17 protein-coding genes and 1 pseudogene are annotated in these 16,308 nt (G+C 58.9%); 16 read left to right on the top strand and 2 right to left on the bottom strand.

Annotation, left to right across the window (positions count from 1 at the left end; all coding sequences use genetic code 11):
- Positions 1 to 2: 2 nt before the first annotated feature.
- On the bottom strand, positions 3 to 1,916 hold the full coding sequence (locus AC2CGQ_RS22535) for an ABC transporter ATP-binding protein (RefSeq protein WP_015379276.1): 1,914 nt from the start codon (positions 1,914 to 1,916) through the stop codon (positions 3 to 5).
- A 129-nt stretch (positions 1,917 to 2,045) separates the two neighbouring features.
- Here AC2CGQ_RS22535 and kefG point away from each other — a divergent pair, with 129 nt between their 5' ends.
- From kefG to AC2CGQ_RS22500, 7 genes and pseudogenes are all read left to right on the top strand, one after another.
- Entirely contained in the window at positions 2,046 to 2,597 is a 552-nt protein-coding gene (kefG, locus tag AC2CGQ_RS22530; protein WP_004930395.1) for a glutathione-regulated potassium-efflux system ancillary protein KefG, read from the top strand.
- Between the two features lie 2 nt (positions 2,598 to 2,599).
- On the top strand, positions 2,600 to 4,408 hold the full coding sequence (gene kefB, locus AC2CGQ_RS22525) for a glutathione-regulated potassium-efflux system protein KefB (protein ID WP_015379275.1): 1,809 nt from the start codon (positions 2,600 to 2,602) through the stop codon (positions 4,406 to 4,408).
- Between the two features lie 14 nt (positions 4,409 to 4,422).
- Positions 4,423 to 4,626: a YheV family putative zinc ribbon protein gene (locus AC2CGQ_RS22520; protein ID WP_015379274.1), complete on the top strand. Its 204-nt coding sequence runs from the start codon at positions 4,423 to 4,425 to the stop codon at positions 4,624 to 4,626.
- Between the two features lie 112 nt (positions 4,627 to 4,738).
- Entirely contained in the window at positions 4,739 to 5,326 is a 588-nt protein-coding gene (gene slyD / locus AC2CGQ_RS22515) for a peptidylprolyl isomerase (protein WP_004930407.1), read from the top strand.
- A 92-nt stretch (positions 5,327 to 5,418) separates the two neighbouring features.
- Positions 5,419 to 6,446 (top strand): annotated as a pseudogene (locus tag AC2CGQ_RS22510) (LacI family DNA-binding transcriptional regulator).
- 122 nt (positions 6,447 to 6,568) lie between these two features.
- Positions 6,569 to 8,008, top strand: a complete 1,440-nt coding sequence (gene nhaC / locus AC2CGQ_RS22505; RefSeq protein ID WP_484593895.1) for a Na+/H+ antiporter NhaC — start codon at positions 6,569 to 6,571, stop codon at positions 8,006 to 8,008.
- A 1-nt stretch (position 8,009) separates the two neighbouring features.
- Positions 8,010 to 9,182 (top strand): MalY/PatB family protein, encoded by a 1,173-nt coding sequence (locus AC2CGQ_RS22500; protein WP_484593894.1) that lies wholly within the window; start codon positions 8,010 to 8,012, stop codon positions 9,180 to 9,182.
- A 15-nt stretch (positions 9,183 to 9,197) separates the two neighbouring features.
- On the opposite strand, the gene AC2CGQ_RS22495 is transcribed toward AC2CGQ_RS22500, so the two are convergent.
- Positions 9,198 to 9,425, bottom strand: a complete 228-nt coding sequence (locus AC2CGQ_RS22495) for a SlyX family protein (protein WP_004930414.1) — start codon at positions 9,423 to 9,425, stop codon at positions 9,198 to 9,200.
- 356 nt (positions 9,426 to 9,781) lie between these two features.
- Here AC2CGQ_RS22495 and fkpA point away from each other — a divergent pair, with 356 nt between their 5' ends.
- The 9 genes from fkpA to AC2CGQ_RS22450 all read left to right on the top strand — a co-directional run.
- Entirely contained in the window at positions 9,782 to 10,621 is an 840-nt protein-coding gene (fkpA, locus tag AC2CGQ_RS22490) for an FKBP-type peptidyl-prolyl cis-trans isomerase (RefSeq protein WP_015379270.1), read from the top strand.
- 372 nt (positions 10,622 to 10,993) lie between these two features.
- Positions 10,994 to 11,716 (top strand): helix-turn-helix transcriptional regulator, encoded by a 723-nt coding sequence (locus AC2CGQ_RS22485; protein WP_033631941.1) that lies wholly within the window; start codon positions 10,994 to 10,996, stop codon positions 11,714 to 11,716.
- On the top strand, positions 11,716 to 12,105 hold the full coding sequence (gene tusD, locus AC2CGQ_RS22480; RefSeq protein ID WP_033631942.1) for a sulfurtransferase complex subunit TusD: 390 nt from the start codon (positions 11,716 to 11,718) through the stop codon (positions 12,103 to 12,105). The genes AC2CGQ_RS22485 and tusD overlap by 1 nt, the downstream gene beginning before the upstream one ends.
- Positions 12,106 to 12,112: 7 nt before the next feature.
- Positions 12,113 to 12,472 (top strand): sulfurtransferase complex subunit TusC, encoded by a 360-nt coding sequence (tusC, locus tag AC2CGQ_RS22475; RefSeq protein WP_166445457.1) that lies wholly within the window; start codon positions 12,113 to 12,115, stop codon positions 12,470 to 12,472.
- Between the two features lie 9 nt (positions 12,473 to 12,481).
- Positions 12,482 to 12,769: a sulfurtransferase complex subunit TusB gene (gene tusB / locus AC2CGQ_RS22470; RefSeq protein WP_004930424.1), complete on the top strand. Its 288-nt coding sequence runs from the start codon at positions 12,482 to 12,484 to the stop codon at positions 12,767 to 12,769.
- A gap of 143 nt (positions 12,770 to 12,912) precedes the next feature.
- Entirely contained in the window at positions 12,913 to 13,287 is a 375-nt protein-coding gene (rpsL, locus tag AC2CGQ_RS22465) for a 30S ribosomal protein S12 (RefSeq protein WP_004930426.1), read from the top strand.
- A gap of 96 nt (positions 13,288 to 13,383) precedes the next feature.
- The gene (gene rpsG / locus AC2CGQ_RS22460; protein WP_004956203.1) at positions 13,384 to 13,854 is read left to right on the top strand and encodes a 30S ribosomal protein S7; all 471 of its coding nucleotides are present in this window, start codon (positions 13,384 to 13,386) and stop codon (positions 13,852 to 13,854) included.
- Positions 13,855 to 13,947: 93 nt separating this feature from the next.
- Positions 13,948 to 16,062, top strand: coding sequence for an elongation factor G (gene fusA, locus AC2CGQ_RS22455; RefSeq protein ID WP_484593893.1), 2,115 nt, complete (start codon positions 13,948 to 13,950; stop codon positions 16,060 to 16,062).
- Positions 16,063 to 16,132: 70 nt separating this feature from the next.
- The coding region (locus AC2CGQ_RS22450) for a GTP-binding protein (protein ID WP_016831079.1) at positions 16,133 to 16,308 on the top strand (176 nt) is incomplete at its 3' end.

The raw sequence follows: 16,308 nt of genomic DNA, 5'->3' as shown, positions 1-16,308 counted from the left end.
GCTTAGGCTTCGAACGCCTGCGTTAACTGCTCCAGCTGTTCCTGCGCATCCAGCCAGGTCATTTCCGTCTCTTCCAGCGCGGATTTGGCTTGGCTTTGCTTTTGCAGGCAGTCGGTCAACTCGGCCTTGCGGCTGATGTCGTACAGCGCGGGATCCGCCAGCTGTTCCTCCACCGCCGCCAGTTCGGCGCCCAGTTTTTCCATCTGCTGTTCCAGCTTGGCGATCTGCTTGCGCAGCGGTTGGGTTTGCGTACGGAACTCCGCCTCGCGGCGTTTTTGATCCTTGCGCGCCTGCGCGCTGTTGCCGCCGCTCTCTTTTTCCGGCGCGTCCTGCTGGCTTTCCTGGCGCTGCAGGTCGACAAGCCACTGCTGATAATCGTCGAGATCGCCCTCGAAAGGCTCGACCTGGCCATCGTGCACCAGGTACAGATCGTCGGTGGTGGAGCGCAGCAGGTGACGGTCGTGCGATACCACCACCAACGCGCCTTCGAAATCGATCAGCGCCTCGGTCAGCGCCTGACGCATGTCGAGATCCAGGTGGTTGGTCGGTTCATCGAGCAGCAGCAGGTTCGGGCGCTGCCAGACGATCAGCGCCAGCACCAGCCGCGCCTTCTCGCCGCCGGAGAAACGCTCGGTCATTTCGCTGACCTTGTCGCCCTGGAAGCCGAAACCGCCCAGATAGTCGCGCAGCTGCTGCTCCAGCACCCTTGGGGCGATGCGGCTCAGGTGCTGCAGCGGCGATTCGTCGGCGCGCAAAAATTCCAGCTGATGCTGGGCGAAGTAACCCAGCTTGATGCCTTTCGCCAGGCCGATCTCGCCGCTCAGCGGCTCCAGGGTGCCGGCCAGCAGTTTGATCAGCGTCGATTTCCCGGCGCCGTTGCGGCCGAGCAGGCCAATGCGCGAGCCGGGCACCAGGTTCAGCTTGATTGACTTCAGGATCACTTTATCGCCATACCCGGCGCTGACTTTTTCCATGCGCAGCAGCGGGTTCGGCAGGCTTTCCGGCGGGCGGAAGCTGAAGGTGAACGGGTTGTCGACGTGCGCCGGGGCTATCAGCTCCATGCGCTCCAGCATCTTGATGCGGCTCTGCGCCTGTTTGGCCTTGGTGGCCTGCGCGCGGAAACGGTCGATATAGCTTTGCAGGTGCGCCACTTTCTCTTGCTGGTGCTGATACAGCGACTGCTGCTGCGCCAGCTTGGTAGCGCGCTGGCGTTCGAACGACGAGTAGTTGCCGGTGTACTCGTTCATCGTCTGCTGTTCGATATGCAGGATCTTGTCGACGATCGGATCGAGGAAGTCGCGGTCGTGCGAGATCAGCACCAGCGTGCCGGGATAGCTTTTCAGCCAGCGCTCCAGCCAGATCACCGCATCGAGATCCAGGTGGTTGGTCGGTTCGTCGAGCAGCAGCAGATCGGAACGGCACACCAGCGCCTGCGCCAGGTTGAGGCGCATGCGCCAGCCGCCGGAAAAGTCGCGCACCGGGCTTTGCAGCTGTTCGTTGGAGAAGCCGAGGCCGTGCAGCAGGCTGGCGGCGCGGGAACGGATGGTCCAGGCGTCGATGGCGTCCAGCTTGCCGTGCAGGGTGGCGATGGCGTGGCCGTCGTTGCGATCGTTGGCCGCCTGCAACTCGGCTTCAAGCTGGCGAAACTCGCGGTCGCCGTCGATAACATACTCGATCGCCGGCACGTCCAGCGCCGGCGTCTCCTGGTTGACCCAGGCCAGCGCCCAGTTGCCGGGGAAGGTGAAGCTGCCGCCGTCCGCCGCGATCTCGCCCTTCAGCAGCGACAACAGCGTGGATTTGCCGCAGCCGTTTTTGCCCACCAGGCCGACCTTCTGACCTGGATTAACCGTCGCCGTGGCGTTGTCCAGCAGGACGCGGATGCCGCGTCGGATTTGTAGCGAGGAGAATACAATCATAAAGCGCCGTATGTTCAGAGTATGTTAAATTATCATTAAGGTAACAGAACGCGCACCGCGCGCTGTTTTTGTCTTTGCGATGCATGGTAACGGAAAACCGCTACCCTGACGACGCTTTGGAGGGGAATGATGTCGCAGCCGCCCAAGGTCTTGCTGCTGTATGCCCATCCGGAATCTCATGACTCGGTGGCGAACCGGGTTTTGCTTCGACCGGCGCAGCAGTTGGAACATGTCACCGTGCACGATCTCTACGCGCACTATCCTGATTTTTTTATCGATATCCATCACGAACAACAGCTGCTGCGTGAGCACCAGGTCATCGTGTTTCAGCATCCTCTTTATACCTACAGCTGCCCGGCGCTGCTGAAGGAGTGGCTGGATCGCGTGCTGGCGCGCGGCTTCGCCAGCGGCGTGGGCGGCAATGCGCTGGCGGGCAAGTACTGGCGCTCGGTGATCACCACCGGCGAGCCGGAAGGCGCCTACCGTACCGGCGGTTATAACCACTATCCGATGGAAGATATCCTGCGGCCGTTCGAGCTGACCGCCGGGATGTGCCATATGCATTGGTTGACGCCGTTCGTGGTGTATTGGGCGCGGCGGCAAAAGCCGGAGGTGCTGCGCAGCCATGCGGACGCCTACGGGGACTGGCTGAGCCACCCGCTGCCGCACGGAGGACGATGATCATGGAAGGATCGACCTTACTGACCGCCATTTTGCTGTTCCTGTTCGCCGCGGTGGTGACGGTGCCGATCGCCCGTCGTCTGGGGATTGGCGCGGTGCTGGGCTATCTGATCGCCGGTATCGCCATCGGCCCGTGGGGATTGGGCTTCATTCGCGACGTTGACGAGATCCTGCACTTCTCCGAGTTGGGCGTGGTGTTCCTGATGTTCATCATCGGCCTGGAGCTGAACCCCAGCAAGCTGTGGGAGCTGCGGCGCTCGATCTTCGGCGCCGGCGCCGGCCAGGTGTTGATCACCGCGGCGGTGCTGGGCGCGTTGCTGTACCTGACGCACTTCGCCTGGCAGGCGGCGGTGATAGGCGGTATCGGCCTGGCGATGTCTTCCACCGCCATGGCGCTGCAGCTGATGCGCGAAAAGGGCATGAATCGCAACGAAGGCGGGCAGTTGGGTTTCTCGGTGCTGCTGTTCCAGGATATGGCGGTGATCCCGGCGCTGGCGTTGATCCCCATTCTGGCCGGCGCCGGCGGCACCAGCGACGACTGGGCGAAGATCGCGCTCAAGGTGGCGGCGTTCGGCGGCATGCTGATCGGTGGCCGCTTCCTGCTGCGGCCGCTGTTCCGCTATATCGCCGCTTCCGGCGTGCGCGAGATCTTCACTGCCGCTGCGCTGTTGCTGGTGCTCGGCTCGGCGCTGTTTATGGAGACGCTTGGCCTGTCGATGGCGCTCGGCACCTTCATTGCCGGCGTGCTGCTGGCGGAGAGCGAATACCGCCACGAACTGGAGATCTCCATCGAGCCGTTTAAAGGGCTGCTGCTGGGGCTGTTCTTTATCTCGGTAGGCATGGTGTTGAATATCGGCGTGCTCTACACCCATCTGGCCGAGGTGTTGATCGGCGTACTGGCGCTGGTGGCGGTGAAATCTGGCGTGCTCTACGGCGTGTCGCGCCTGTTCGGCCTGCGTAGTTCGGTGCGCCTGCAGTTTGCCGGCGTGCTCAGCCAGGGCGGTGAGTTTGCCTTCGTGCTGTTTTCTGCGGCGGGCGCGCAAAAGGTGCTGCAGCCGGATCAACTCTCTTTGCTGTTGGTGGTAGTGACGCTGTCGATGATGACCACACCGTTACTCATGCAGGCCATCGACCGCATTTTGGCGCGCCGCTATAACGCCAAAGGCGAAGACGAGGAGACGCCGTACGTAGAGGACGACGATCCTCAGGTGATCATCGTTGGCTTCGGGCGTTTCGGCCAGGTGATCGGCCGCCTGTTGATGGCCAACAAAATGCGCATTACCGTACTGGAACGCGACGTCAGCGCCGTCGGGGTGCTGCGGCGTTACGGATATCAGGTTTATTACGGCGACGCCACCGAGTTGGAGCTGTTGCGCGCGGCGGGCGCCGAAAAGGCCAAGTCGATCGTGATCACCTGCAATGAGCCGGAAGACACCATGGAGATCGTGCGGCTGTGCCAGCAGCACTTCCCGAATCTGAGTATTCTGGCGCGGGCACGCGGCCGCGTGGAGGCGCATGAGTTGCTGCAGGCGGGCGTGAAACAGTTCAGCCGCGAAACCTTCTCCAGCGCGCTGGAACTGGGGCGCAAGGCGTTGATGGAGTTGGGCATGCACCCCCATCAGGCCTTCCGCGCCCAGCAGCATTTCCGCCGCCTGGATATGCGCATGCTGCGTGAACTGATGCCGCCGCATCAGGGCGACGTGGCGCAAATTTCCCGCGTGAAAGAGGCGCGGCGCGAGCTGGAAGAGCTGTTCCATCGCGAAATGCAAAAAGAAAGTCGCCAGTTTGACGGCTGGGATGAATACGAATAAGCGGGAGCATAACGATGTCTGCAACACGTAAGAGATTTATCGCCGGGGCGGTGTGCCCAAGCTGTAGCGCCATGGATACGCTGGCGGTGTGGCGGGAGGATCAGGTGGAAGTGGTGGAGTGCGTCAAGTGCGGCCATCACCAGCGCCAGACCGAGCAACAGGTGGAAAAACACGTTCGCCCGCAAGAGCAGGTGATCGGCATTTTTCAGCCGAAGTAGCGTTTTTTTATCCCGGAGGGTACAGCGAGGCAGATTTCCGTTACAATCTGTCCGGAAAAGGCGCGCATCCCGATAACGGTGCGCGTCCTAGTAGCCAACGGTAGGAGATATCATGAAAGTAGCAAAAGACTTGGTGGTCAGCCTGGCTTACCAAGTACGTACAGAAGACGGTGTTTTGGTTGATGAGTCTCCGGTGAGCGCACCGCTGGACTATCTGCACGGGCATGGTTCTCTGATCGCAGGTCTGGAAAAAGCGCTCGAAGGCCACGACGTTGGCGATCGTTTTGACGTTCACGTCGGCGCGAACGACGCGTACGGCAACTACGACGAAAACCTGGTGCAGCGCGTACCGAAAGACGTCTTCATGGGCGTTGACGAACTGCAGGTCGGCATGCGTTTCCTGGCTGACACCGATCAGGGCCCGGTACCGGTTGAAATCACCGAAGTTGACGGCGACCACGTGGTGGTTGACGGCAACCACATGCTGGCCGGCCAAAACCTGAACTTCAACGTGGAAGTTGTCGCGATCCGCGAAGCGACCGCAGAAGAACTGGCGCACGGTCACGTACACGGCGAGCACGACCATCACCACGAACACGGTGAAGGCTGCTGCGGCGGTCACGGCCACAGCCACGATCACGACCATGGTCACGACCACGGTAAAGGCGGTTGCGGTAACGGCGGTTGCGGCTGCCACTAAGCAGAACGCGATCACGAGACAAGAGGGCGGCCATCGGCTGCCCTTTTTTATGCGCGGCGCACCGGGCGCCGAACGGCACAACAGGACATGCCATGGCCACCATGAAAGACGTTGCGCGCCGAGCCGGCGTTTCCACGGCCACCGTCAGCCGGGTGATCAATAATACCGCCTACGTTGAGCCGGTGACCCGCGAACGCGTCGAGAAGGCGATGCGCGAGTTTAACTACCACCGCAACGCCGCCGCGCTGGCGCTGGCGAAAAGAAGCGGCAATATGCTGGGGTTGCTGACCGGCAACCTCGACGATCCGTTTTTTTCACGCCTGGCGCGGGGCGTGGAAGACATCACGCGACAGGCCGGCGTGCGTTTGATGTTGTGCAGCGGCGGGCATCAGGCCGAACTGGAAAAAAGCGGCCTCGACTTTCTCATCAATCAGGGATGCGAAGCCATCGTGGCGCACGTCACGCGCATGAGGGAGGAGGAGCTGCTGCGCTACGCCGCCCACACGCCCGCGCTGGTGCTGATCAACCGTTACCTGCCCGCCATCGCCAACCGTTGCATCTGGCTCGACAACGCCAATGCGGCGCAGACGGCGACCAAGCTGCTCATTCGTCAGGGGCATCGGAGAATCGCCTGCGTGACGACGGATCTGCCGATCGACGACCGCGCGCAGCGGTTAGCGGGTTACCGCCAGGCCATGGCCGCCGGCGGCATTGAGGTGCCCGGCAGCTGGATCATCAGCGTGCCCTTCAATGAAAGAGGGGGCGAACTGGCGGCCGAGCGCGTTCTGGCCAGCGACCAACGCTTCACCGCCGCAGTGACGTTCAACGACGTGATGGCCGCCGGCATGATGCGCACCTGCCACCAACGGCAAGTTCAGTTGCCTGAAGCGCTGTCAATCGTCGGTTTTGACGACATTGCCCTGGCGAAATATCTCCACCCCGCGTTGACACCGTGCATTACCCCATCGAGAAAATGGCCCGCCGCGCCGCGCGTCTGGCGCTACAAATCCACAGCGGCAGCGACGTCGCGCCGCAGAACAACCGCTTTTCGGCCGAACTTATCCTGCGAGACTCCGTCGCCGATGGTGAGAGGACTGAGCAAAGCAAACGCGGCGAATGAGAGGCGGCTCACATAACGCTATCTCATGAAACCGATTACATGGCCAGTGGCCTGCGCTCACATCCTCCGATTACCGAAGCCATTACGCTGTTGCAGTACCCCCTCTTCAACAGGAGCCGTATATGGATAATAAGAAAACGCTCAACCTTGGGCTGGCGACGCTGCCGATTGTGGCCATGCTGTTGCTGCTCATCATCGGCTATGGCCAGTTTGGCCTGCGCATTGAACCGCTGCTGCTGGTGTCCGCCGCCATCGCCGCCGCGTTGGCCTGGTGGCAAGGCTACCGCTGGGATGACATCATCGGGGTCATCGTGGCCAAGCTGGCTAAGGCGATGCCGGTGATCATGATCCTGATCTGCGTGGGCGGGCTGATCGGCACCTGGATGATCAGCGGCACAATCCCTTACATGGTGTATTGGGGGCTGAAGCTGATTAGCCCGCAATACATTCTGATCGCCGCGTTCTTCATCACCAGCGTGATCTCGGTGTGCACCGGTACCTCGTGGGGGGCGGCCGGCACCGTGGGCGTGGCGCTGATGGGCGTGGCCGCCGGTCTGGACGTGCCGCTGGCCGCCGCGGCCGGGGCGGTGGTGTCCGGCGCCTACTTCGGCGACAAAATTTCCCCGTTGTCCGATTCGACGAACTTCGCGGCTATCGTCGCGGATACCGATCTCTACAGCCATATCCAGCATCTGATGTACACGACGCTGCCGAGCTTCATCTTGGCCGCCGTGGTGTACCTGATCGCCGGCCACACCGGCGCGGTGGGCAGTGTGGCAACGCCGGAAAAAGTGACCGAAATCGTCAGCGCGCTTGAGGGGTTGTACCATTTCAATCTGCTGTTGATCCTGCCGCCGGTGCTGGTGCTGTGGGGCGCGGTGACCAAACGGCCGGTGATCCCCGTCATGCTGGCCGCCTGCGCGCTGGCGATCGCCATCGGCGTCGCGCTGCAGGGTTTTAGCCTGCAACAGGGGCTGAATGCGTTGATGGACGGTTTCAATCTGTCGATGTTCGCCAGCCAGGGCCATAACGTTGAAGGGATCGTCGCCGATGTGCCGCGCCTGCTGAACCGCGGCGGCATGTTCTCGATGATGAGTACGATCCTGCTGGTGTTCTGCGCCTTTTCCTTCGCCGGCGCCTTGACGCTGACCGGCGCGCTGACGGTGATCATCAGCCGGCTGCTGAAAGTGGTGCACACCACCGGTCAACTGATCGCCGCTACCGTTGCCACCACCATCCTGGTGACCGGCGCGACCAGCGACGGCAAGCTGGCGCTGCTGATCCCGGCGGAGCTGTTCAAAGGGGCCTATCGACGCATGGGGCTGGACAACAAAAACCTGTCGCGCACCGTCGAAGATGCGGGCACCGTCATCGAGCCGCTGATCCCGTGGACGGCCGCCGGTATTTACATGGCGACCACGCTGGGAGTGAGCACGCTCGATCTGCTGCCGTGGGCGATCCAATGTTATGTCGCAGTGGTGTTCGCCCTGATTTATGGCTTCACCGGCTTCGGTATCGCCAAACTCCAACCTCAGAACGACTTGCAGCGTAAGGAAGCCTGACATGACGAGTCATTTCAACGCCATCATCGATCGCCACAATACCGGCTCCGTGAAGTGGGACTTCATCGACCGCTATCTGCAACTGGACGGCAGCGAATTGTTGCCGATGTGGGTGTCCGATTTCGACTTTCCATGTCCGCCGGAGGTGCAACAGGCGCTGCATCAGCGGGTGGACCACGGCGTCTTTGGCTACAGCGAACGCGACGACGCCTACTACCAGGCGGCGATCGACTGGTTTGCCAAGCGGCACGGCTTGCCGCTGCGGCGCGAATGGTTCACGTCGATTGAAGGGGTAGTGCCGGGGTTGGCGATGCTGATCCAACTGCTCAGCAAGCCGGGGGATAGCGTGGTGGTGCAGGGGCCGTATTATGGCTCGTTCGCCAAGATAGTCACCATGAACGGCAGAGAGGTGATTGAAAACCCGCTGCTGGAAACCCCGCAGGGATACCGGATCGATTTCGACCAGCTGGCCGCCTGTCTGGCGCAGCGTAAACCGCCGCTGTTGTTGCTGTGCAATCCGCACAACCCGACCGGTCGTTGCTGGCGCCGTGATGAACTGGAGCGGCTCATGGCGCTCTGCCACGCCCACGACGTCACGGTGATCTCCGATGAAATTTGGGCCGATCTGCTGCTGCCCGGCGAGACGTTTACGTCGGTGTTGCATCTGGGCGAGGAATATCGCGAGCGGGTCATTGCGGCGACGTCCGCCAGCAAAACGTTCGGCCTTTCCTCGCTGCGCATTTCGAATTTCCTGATCCCCAATGCCCGGCTTCGGCAGGCGTTTGTCGATCGGCTGAACGCCCACGGGCTGGATGTGTTCAACGCGCTGTCGATGACGGCGGCGACCGCGGCCTATCAACGGGGCGCGGCCTGGCTTGATGAGCTGCTCGACTACCTGGCGGAGAATCGGCGCTGGTTTGAGCAGGCGCTGGCGGCCGCCGCGCCCTGGTGCACGATGACCCAGGCTGAAGGGACTTATCTCGCCTGGCTGGATTGCCGTGCACTGGGTTTGAACGATGCTGACTTACAGCAGGCGCTGGTGGCGGTGGCGAAGCTGGCGCCGTCGATGGGCAGCGGTTTCGGCCCGGAGGGGAGCGGTTTTATCCGCATCAACCTGGGGTGCCCGCGCCGGTATCTCGAGCGTGCCGTCGAAGGGCTGGCACGCCTGAAATAACCGTACAGCGGGCCCTCAATAGTGCGGCGGAGGGGTTTCTTCCGATTGCGAGGCGATCATTGAGGTTTGGGTCGAGCGCAGCTTGTCGGTCAACATGCGCAGGTGTTCGCGCATCTTCAGCATTTCCATTTGATGCTGGATGACGGTCTGGTTGAGCTCTTCGATGGTGAGCTCTTGGAAGGCCTGACGGCTCTCCAGTTCTTCAAGCCGCTGTAGCAGGCGTTGAATGTCGGCGTTGTGCATGAGGCTACCTCTGACGCGATAAAATCCTGATTCGGCGCTATGGTAACAGCTGACGCCGGGTTTGCTCGCGCTATTTCTCCAGGCGGCGCGCAACGTTGCGATCGGCAGTGTAAAGTGCTGAAAAGTTGCACGCCCGATACGCCGTTTTTTGCTAACCTCGCCGAATATTCTGCAAGAAAAATCTGATTTATCATGCGAGTAGCACACAGGGGGAAACTTCTTGGCAAAGCGGGAGTCACACTTTGACTCGATTGGTTACCTGTGCGACTGTTTTGTTTTGTTTCAGGCAGCTATAGTAGCCCGGTTATCTTACCTAATGATTGTTTGGGGCATTGCTTCAGACACTGGAGAAATGGATGAAATCTTTGTTTAAAGTCACGCTTCTGGCAACCACCATGGCTTTTGCTCTGAATGCGACCCAGGTCATGGCAGCCGATGCCGCCAAACCGGCAGAAGCCGCTAAACCAGCGGATGCGGCGGCAGCACCGAGCACCGGCAAGTTCAAAAACGACGACGAGCAAGCCGCTTACGCACTGGGGGCCTCTCTCGGCCGTTACATGGACAACTCTCTGAAAGAGCAAGAGAAGCTGGGCATCAAGTTGGACAAAGATCAGCTGATCGCCGGCGTTCAGGACGCGTTCGCCAACAAGAGCAAGCTGAACGACGCCGACATCGAGAAGACCCTTCAGGGCTTCGAAGCGCGCGTGAAGGCTTCCGCGCAGGCGAAGATGGAACAGGACGCCAAGGACAACGAAACCAAAGGCGCCAAGTACCGTGACAGCTTCGCGAAAGAAAAAGGCGTGAAGAAAACCGAATCCGGCCTGCTGTACCAGGTAGAGAAACCGGGCGCGGGTGAAGCGCCGAAAGACAGCGACACCGTGGTCGTAAACTACAAAGGCACCCTGACCGACGGTACTGAGTTCGATAACTCCTACACCCGCGGCGAGCCGCTGTCGTTCCGTCTGGATGGCGTGATCCCGGGCTGGACCGAAGGCCTGAAGCACATCAAGAAAGGCGGCAAAATCAAGCTGGTGATCCCGCCGGCATTGGCCTACGGCAAAACCGGCGTTCCGGGCATCCCGGCTAACTCCACGCTGGTGTTCGACGTTGAGCTGCTGGACGTGAAAGCGGCGCCGAAAGCCGACGCTAAAGCCGAAAAATCGGCTGACGCGAAAGCAGACGCTAAAGCGAAATAATCTCGTCGCTCTGTTTGCCACCGCCGCGGAGGGCATCCGCGGCGGTTTTCATTTCGACCGCCGCCGCTTCTCTCTCCATTGAACGCTTGACGCCTGCCGGGCATCGGGCTTAACGTCAATACCACGCGCAAACGCAAGGACTTTGCTCCGGCCGCTTTGCTAGACTAATAATTCTGACTTATCAGTCATGCGTCTGCCCCTTAGGGCGTGTACCTAAAATTGTTCCCGGCCGCCTCGCCCGCGGATGTCATCGTGCCGTTTATGCTGCTCTCAGCCAGCCGCGCTGCGGCGTGCCGACGACGGCAGCGATCCGGTCCGAGCGGTTTTAGCTGCGCCCCCTGGCACAGGCGATCTATGAGGGTGGTATCTTCGATGTCGAATTCGCTTTTATCCAGCGAAGCCAGCGAACTTGATTTGCTGAATGAACGTCCGTTTACTCAAACGGATCATGAAATCCTGAAATCCTATGAAGCGGTGGTCGATGGGCTGGCGATGTTGATCGGCGGCCACTGTGAGATCGTATTGCACGCGCTGGAAGATCTGAACAGCTCAGCGGTGCGCATCGCCAATGGGGAACATACCGGGCGTAAAATCGGTTCGCCGATCACCGACCTGGCGCTGCGCATGCTGCACGACATGGCCGGCGACGACAGCAGCGTGTCGAAAGCCTACTTCACCCGCGCCAAGAGCGGCGTGCTGATGAAGTCGGTGACCATCGCCATTCGCAATCGTGAACAGCGGGTAATCGGCTTGTTGTGCATCAACATGAACCTCGATGTGCCGTTCTCGCAGATCATGCAGACCTTTATGCCGCCGGCCACGCAGGACGTGCCGTCGTCGGTGAATTTCGCCTCTTCAGTCGACGATCTGGTGGCGCAGACGCTGGAGTTCACCATCGAAGAGGTGAATGCCGATCGCTCGGTATCCAATAACGCCAAGAACCGCCAGGTAGTGCTAAACCTCTATGAGAAAGGCATCTTCGACATCAAGGATGCGATCAATCAGGTGGCGGATCGCCTGAATATCTCCAAACACACCGTGTATTTGTACATTCGCCAGTTCAAGAGCGGCGATCTGTTGGGAAACGACCGTTGATGCTCGATTATTGTCTGTTGGTCACCGGCCCGGCTTACGGCACGCAGCAGGCCAGCAGCGCCTATCAGTTCGCTCAGGCCCTGCTGGCGAAAGGGCACCGGCTTTCCAGCGTCTTTTTCTACCGTGAAGGGGTGTTGAACGCCAACCAGCTGACCGCGCCCGCCAGCGATGAGTTCGACCTGGTGCGCGGTTGGACGCAGCTGGCTCAGCAACACGGCGTGGCGCTCAACGTCTGCGTGGCCGCCGCGTTGCGCCGCGGCGTCGCCGACGAGCAGGAGGCGGCGCAGCAGGGGCTGGCAAGCGCCAACCTGCAGCCCGGTTTTACCCTGAGCGGGCTGGGTTCCCTGGCCGAAGCGTCGCTAAGTTGCGACCGTCTGGTGCAGTTCTGAGGATAGGATGAAACGAGTCGCTTTTGTTTTCACCCATGGGCCGCACGGCGGCGCCAGCGGCAGAGAAGGGCTGGATGCGCTGCTCGCCACGTCGGCGCTCAGTGAAGATGTGGGGGTGTTTTTTGTCGGCGATGGCGTATTGCAGCTGTTGCCGGGCCAACAGCCGGAAAAGATTTTGGCGCGCAATTACATTGCCACCTTTGGCGTGCTGCCGCTGTATGACGTGGAGCGGTGCTATCTGTGCCAGGCTTCACTGCAGGAACGCGGACTGAGCCAGGTGACCGATTGGGTGCTGGACGCCGAGGTGCTGGCGCCGGCCGAACTGCGCCGCGAACTGGCCGGCTACGACGCCGTGATGACGTTTTAGGATCCTCTGATGCTGTATACCCTGAGCCATTCGCCAAACCAATGTGACCTGCCTGCGCTGCTGCGCCTGACGGCGCAGGGCGACGCGCTGTTGCTGCTGCAGGACGGCGTGCTGGCAGGCCTTGCCGGCAGCGCTCATCTTGAATTGCTGCTCGCCGCCCCCATATCCCTTTATGCGCTGCAGGACGACCTGGAAGCCCGGGGATTGGTTGGTCATTTTTCGCACAAAATCACTGTCGTCGGCTATAATCACTTCGTTGAATTAACCGAACAACACCGCAGCCAAATGGCCTGGTGATGAGAGTGATGTTGTATATTTCTTGACACCCATACTGGTCAGCCATAAAATTCTGCGTCCTCGTACTTTGCCAGTAGTGCATACGAGGGGATTTATCACATGTTTACGAAGCTAGTACGAAGCAAAAACCAGGAGCTTTTTTAATGGCAACAATTAACCAGCTGGTTCGCAAACCACGCTCTGTGAAGGCTGCTAAAAGCAACGTTCCAGCGCTGGAAGCCTGCCCGCAGAAACGTGGCGTATGCACCCGCGTATATACCACTACCCCGAAAAAACCAAACTCCGCACTGCGTAAAGTTTGCCGTGTGCGTTTGACCAACGGTTTCGAAGTGACTTCCTACATCGGTGGCGAAGGCCACAACCTGCAGGAACACTCCGTAATCCTGATCCGTGGCGGTCGTGTAAAAGACTTGCCAGGTGTGCGTTACCACACCGTCCGTGGTGCACTTGACTGCTCCGGTGTTAAAGACCGTAAGCAAGCTCGTTCCAAGTACGGCGTGAAGAAGCCAAAGGCTTAATGGTTCTCCGTTAAGTAAGGCCAAACGTTTTAACTTTAATGTCAAAATAAACTCGTAGAGTTTTGGACAATCCTGAATTAACAACGGAGTATTTCCATGCCACGTCGTCGCGTAATCGGCCAACGTAAAATCCTGCCAGATCCTAAGTTCGGATCTGAGCTGCTGGCCAAATTTGTAAATATCCTGATGGTAGACGGTAAAAAATCTACTGCAGAAGCAATCGTCTATACCGCGCTGGAGACCCTGGCTCAGCGTTCTGGTAAAGATCACCTGGAAGCTTTCGAAGTCGCTCTCGACAACGTTCGCCCGACTGTAGAAGTTAAGTCGCGTCGCGTTGGCGGTTCTACTTATCAGGTACCAGTTGAAGTCCGCCCGGTTCGTCGTAATGCTCTGGCAATGCGTTGGATCGTTGATGCTGCACGTAAACGCGGTGATAAATCCATGGCTCTGCGCCTGGCGAACGAGCTGTCTGACGCAGCAGAGAACAAAGGTTCTGCTGTTAAGAAGCGTGAAGACGTTCACCGTATGGCCGAAGCCAACAAGGCGTTCGCCCACTACCGCTGGTAATCATCCGGCTGTAGTCATGCTAACCAAGCGGGCGCGTCAAATCGGCCCGCTTGGGTTAACTGAACTTGAACGCCCTAGGAATAGAGGAATCAAATGGCTCGTACAACACCCATTGCACGCTACCGTAACATCGGTATCAGTGCTCACATCGACGCCGGTAAAACCACCACTACCGAACGTATTCTGTTCTACACCGGTGTAAACCACAAAATCGGTGAAGTTCATGACGGCGCTGCCACCATGGACTGGATGGAACAGGAGCAGGAGCGTGGTATTACCATCACTTCTGCAGCGACTACTGCCTTCTGGTCTGGTATGGCCAAGCAGTTCGAACCGCATCGCGTAAACATCATCGACACCCCAGGGCACGTTGACTTCACCATCGAAGTAGAACGTTCCATGCGTGTGCTGGATGGCGCGGTAATGGTTTACTGTGCTGTTGGTGGTGTTCAGCCACAGTCTGAAACCGTATGGCGTCAGGCTAACAAATACAAAGTGCCACGTATCGCGTTCGTTAACAAAATGGACCGTATGGGCGCTAACTTCCTGAAAGTTGTAGGCCAGATCAAAACTCGTCTGGGCGCCAACCCTGTTCCTCTGCAGCTGGCTATCGGCGCAGAAGACAAATTCACCGGCGTTATCGACCTGGTGAAGATGAAGGCGATCAACTGGAACGAAGAAGACGCAGGCGTAACCTTCGAATACGAAGACGTGCCGGCTGACATGATGGATCTGGCTGAAGAATGGCGCCAGAACCTGATCGAGTCCGCTGCGGAAGCTTCCGAAGAGCTGATGGAAAAATACCTGGGCGGCGAAGAGCTGACCGAGGAAGAAATCAAATCCGCTCTGCGTCAGCGCGTGCTGAACAACGAAATCATCCTGGTTACCTGTGGTTCTGCGTTCAAGAACAAAGGCGTACAGGCGATGCTGGATGCGGTAATCGAATACCTGCCGGCACCAACTGACGTTCCTGCGATCAACGGTATCCTGGACGATGGCAAAGATACTCCGGCTGAGCGTCACGCAAGTGATGACGAGCCGTTCTCTGCGCTGGCGTTCAAAATCGCTACCGACCCGTTCGTGGGTAACCTGACCTTCTTCCGCGTGTACTCCGGCGTTGTTAACTCCGGCGACACCGTGCTGAACTCCGTTAAGGCTGCGCGCGAGCGTTTCGGCCGTATCGTTCAGATGCACGCTAACAAGCGTGAAGAGATCAAAGAAGTTCGCGCAGGCGACATCGCCGCTGCGATCGGTCTGAAAGACGTGACCACCGGGGACACCCTGTGTGATCCAGACTCTCCAATCATCCTGGAGCGTATGGAATTCCCTGAGCCGGTAATCTCTATCGCCGTTGAACCAAAAACCAAAGCTGACCAAGAAAAAATGGGTCTGGCTCTGGGCCGTCTGGCTAAAGAAGACCCGTCATTCCGCGTATGGACTGACGAAGAGTCTAACCAGACCATCATCGCCGGTATGGGTGAACTGCACCTCGACATCATCGTTGACCGCATGAAGCGTGAATTCAACGTTGAAGCTAACGTGGGCAAACCTCAGGTAGCTTACCGCGAAGCGATTCGCGCGAAGATTACCGATGTTGAAGGTAAGCACGCCAAGCAGTCTGGTGGTCGCGGTCAGTACGGTCACGTTGTGATCGACATGTACCCACTGGAGCCGGGCTCTAACCCGAAAGGTTACGAGTTCATCAACGACATCAAAGGTGGTGTAATTCCTGGCGAATACATCCCTGCCGTTGATAAAGGCATCCAGGAGCAGCTGAAGTCTGGTCCGTTGGCTGGTTACCCGGTAGTAGACATGGGTATTCGTCTGCACTTCGGTTCTTACCACGACGTTGACTCCTCTGAACTGGCGTTTAAACTGGCCGCGTCTATCGCCTTTAAAGAAGGCTTTAAGAAAGCGAAACCAGTTCTGCTTGAGCCTATCATGAAGGTTGAAGTTGAGACTCCAGAAGAGAACACCGGTGACGTTATCGGTGACTTGAGCCGTCGTCGCGGCATGCTGCGTGGTCAGGAATCTGAAGTGACTGGCGTTAAGATCCACGCTGAAGTACCGTTGTCCGAAATGTTCGGCTACGCAACTCAGCTGCGTTCTCTGACTAAAGGTCGCGCATCATACACCATGGAATTCCTGAAGTATGATGATGCACCGAGCAACGTCGCTCAGGCCGTAATCGAAGCCCGTGGCAAATAAGCCGCAGGGTTAAAACCAAAGTCCCGTGCTCTCTCCAGAAGGGGAGAGCGCTATAGTAAGGAATATAGCCGTGTCTAAAGAAAAATTTGAACGTACAAAACCGCACGTTAACGTTGGTACTATCGGCCACGTTGACCACGGTAAAACTACCCTGACTGCAGCGATCACCACCGTACTGGCTAAAACCTACGGCGGTTCTGCACGTGCTTTCGACCAGATCGATAACGCGCCAGAAGAAAAAGCTCG

The sequence above is a fragment of the Serratia sp. DFXYC6 genome, from assembly GCF_057196085.1.
Note: the sequence above shows the minus strand (reverse complement) of the source record. Positions and strands in the feature narration are given on the sequence as shown.

Coding starts and splice junctions, on each gene's coding strand:
- AC2CGQ_RS22535 (WP_015379276.1), bottom strand. CDS start 1,916: ATGATTGTATTCTCCTCGCTACAAATCCGACGCGGCATCCGCGTCCTG.
- kefG (WP_004930395.1), top strand. CDS start 2,046: ATGTCGCAGCCGCCCAAGGTCTTGCTGCTGTATGCCCATCCGGAATCT.
- kefB (WP_015379275.1), top strand. CDS start 2,600: ATGGAAGGATCGACCTTACTGACCGCCATTTTGCTGTTCCTGTTCGCC.
- AC2CGQ_RS22520 (WP_015379274.1), top strand. CDS start 4,423: ATGTCTGCAACACGTAAGAGATTTATCGCCGGGGCGGTGTGCCCAAGC.
- slyD (WP_004930407.1), top strand. CDS start 4,739: ATGAAAGTAGCAAAAGACTTGGTGGTCAGCCTGGCTTACCAAGTACGT.
- nhaC (WP_484593895.1), top strand. CDS start 6,569: ATGGATAATAAGAAAACGCTCAACCTTGGGCTGGCGACGCTGCCGATT.
- AC2CGQ_RS22500 (WP_484593894.1), top strand. CDS start 8,010: ATGACGAGTCATTTCAACGCCATCATCGATCGCCACAATACCGGCTCC.
- AC2CGQ_RS22495 (WP_004930414.1), bottom strand. CDS start 9,425: ATGCACAACGCCGACATTCAACGCCTGCTACAGCGGCTTGAAGAACTG.
- fkpA (WP_015379270.1), top strand. CDS start 9,782: ATGAAATCTTTGTTTAAAGTCACGCTTCTGGCAACCACCATGGCTTTT.
- AC2CGQ_RS22485 (WP_033631941.1), top strand. CDS start 10,994: ATGTCGAATTCGCTTTTATCCAGCGAAGCCAGCGAACTTGATTTGCTG.
- tusD (WP_033631942.1), top strand. CDS start 11,716: ATGCTCGATTATTGTCTGTTGGTCACCGGCCCGGCTTACGGCACGCAG.
- tusC (WP_166445457.1), top strand. CDS start 12,113: ATGAAACGAGTCGCTTTTGTTTTCACCCATGGGCCGCACGGCGGCGCC.
- tusB (WP_004930424.1), top strand. CDS start 12,482: ATGCTGTATACCCTGAGCCATTCGCCAAACCAATGTGACCTGCCTGCG.
- rpsL (WP_004930426.1), top strand. CDS start 12,913: ATGGCAACAATTAACCAGCTGGTTCGCAAACCACGCTCTGTGAAGGCT.
- rpsG (WP_004956203.1), top strand. CDS start 13,384: ATGCCACGTCGTCGCGTAATCGGCCAACGTAAAATCCTGCCAGATCCT.
- fusA (WP_484593893.1), top strand. CDS start 13,948: ATGGCTCGTACAACACCCATTGCACGCTACCGTAACATCGGTATCAGT.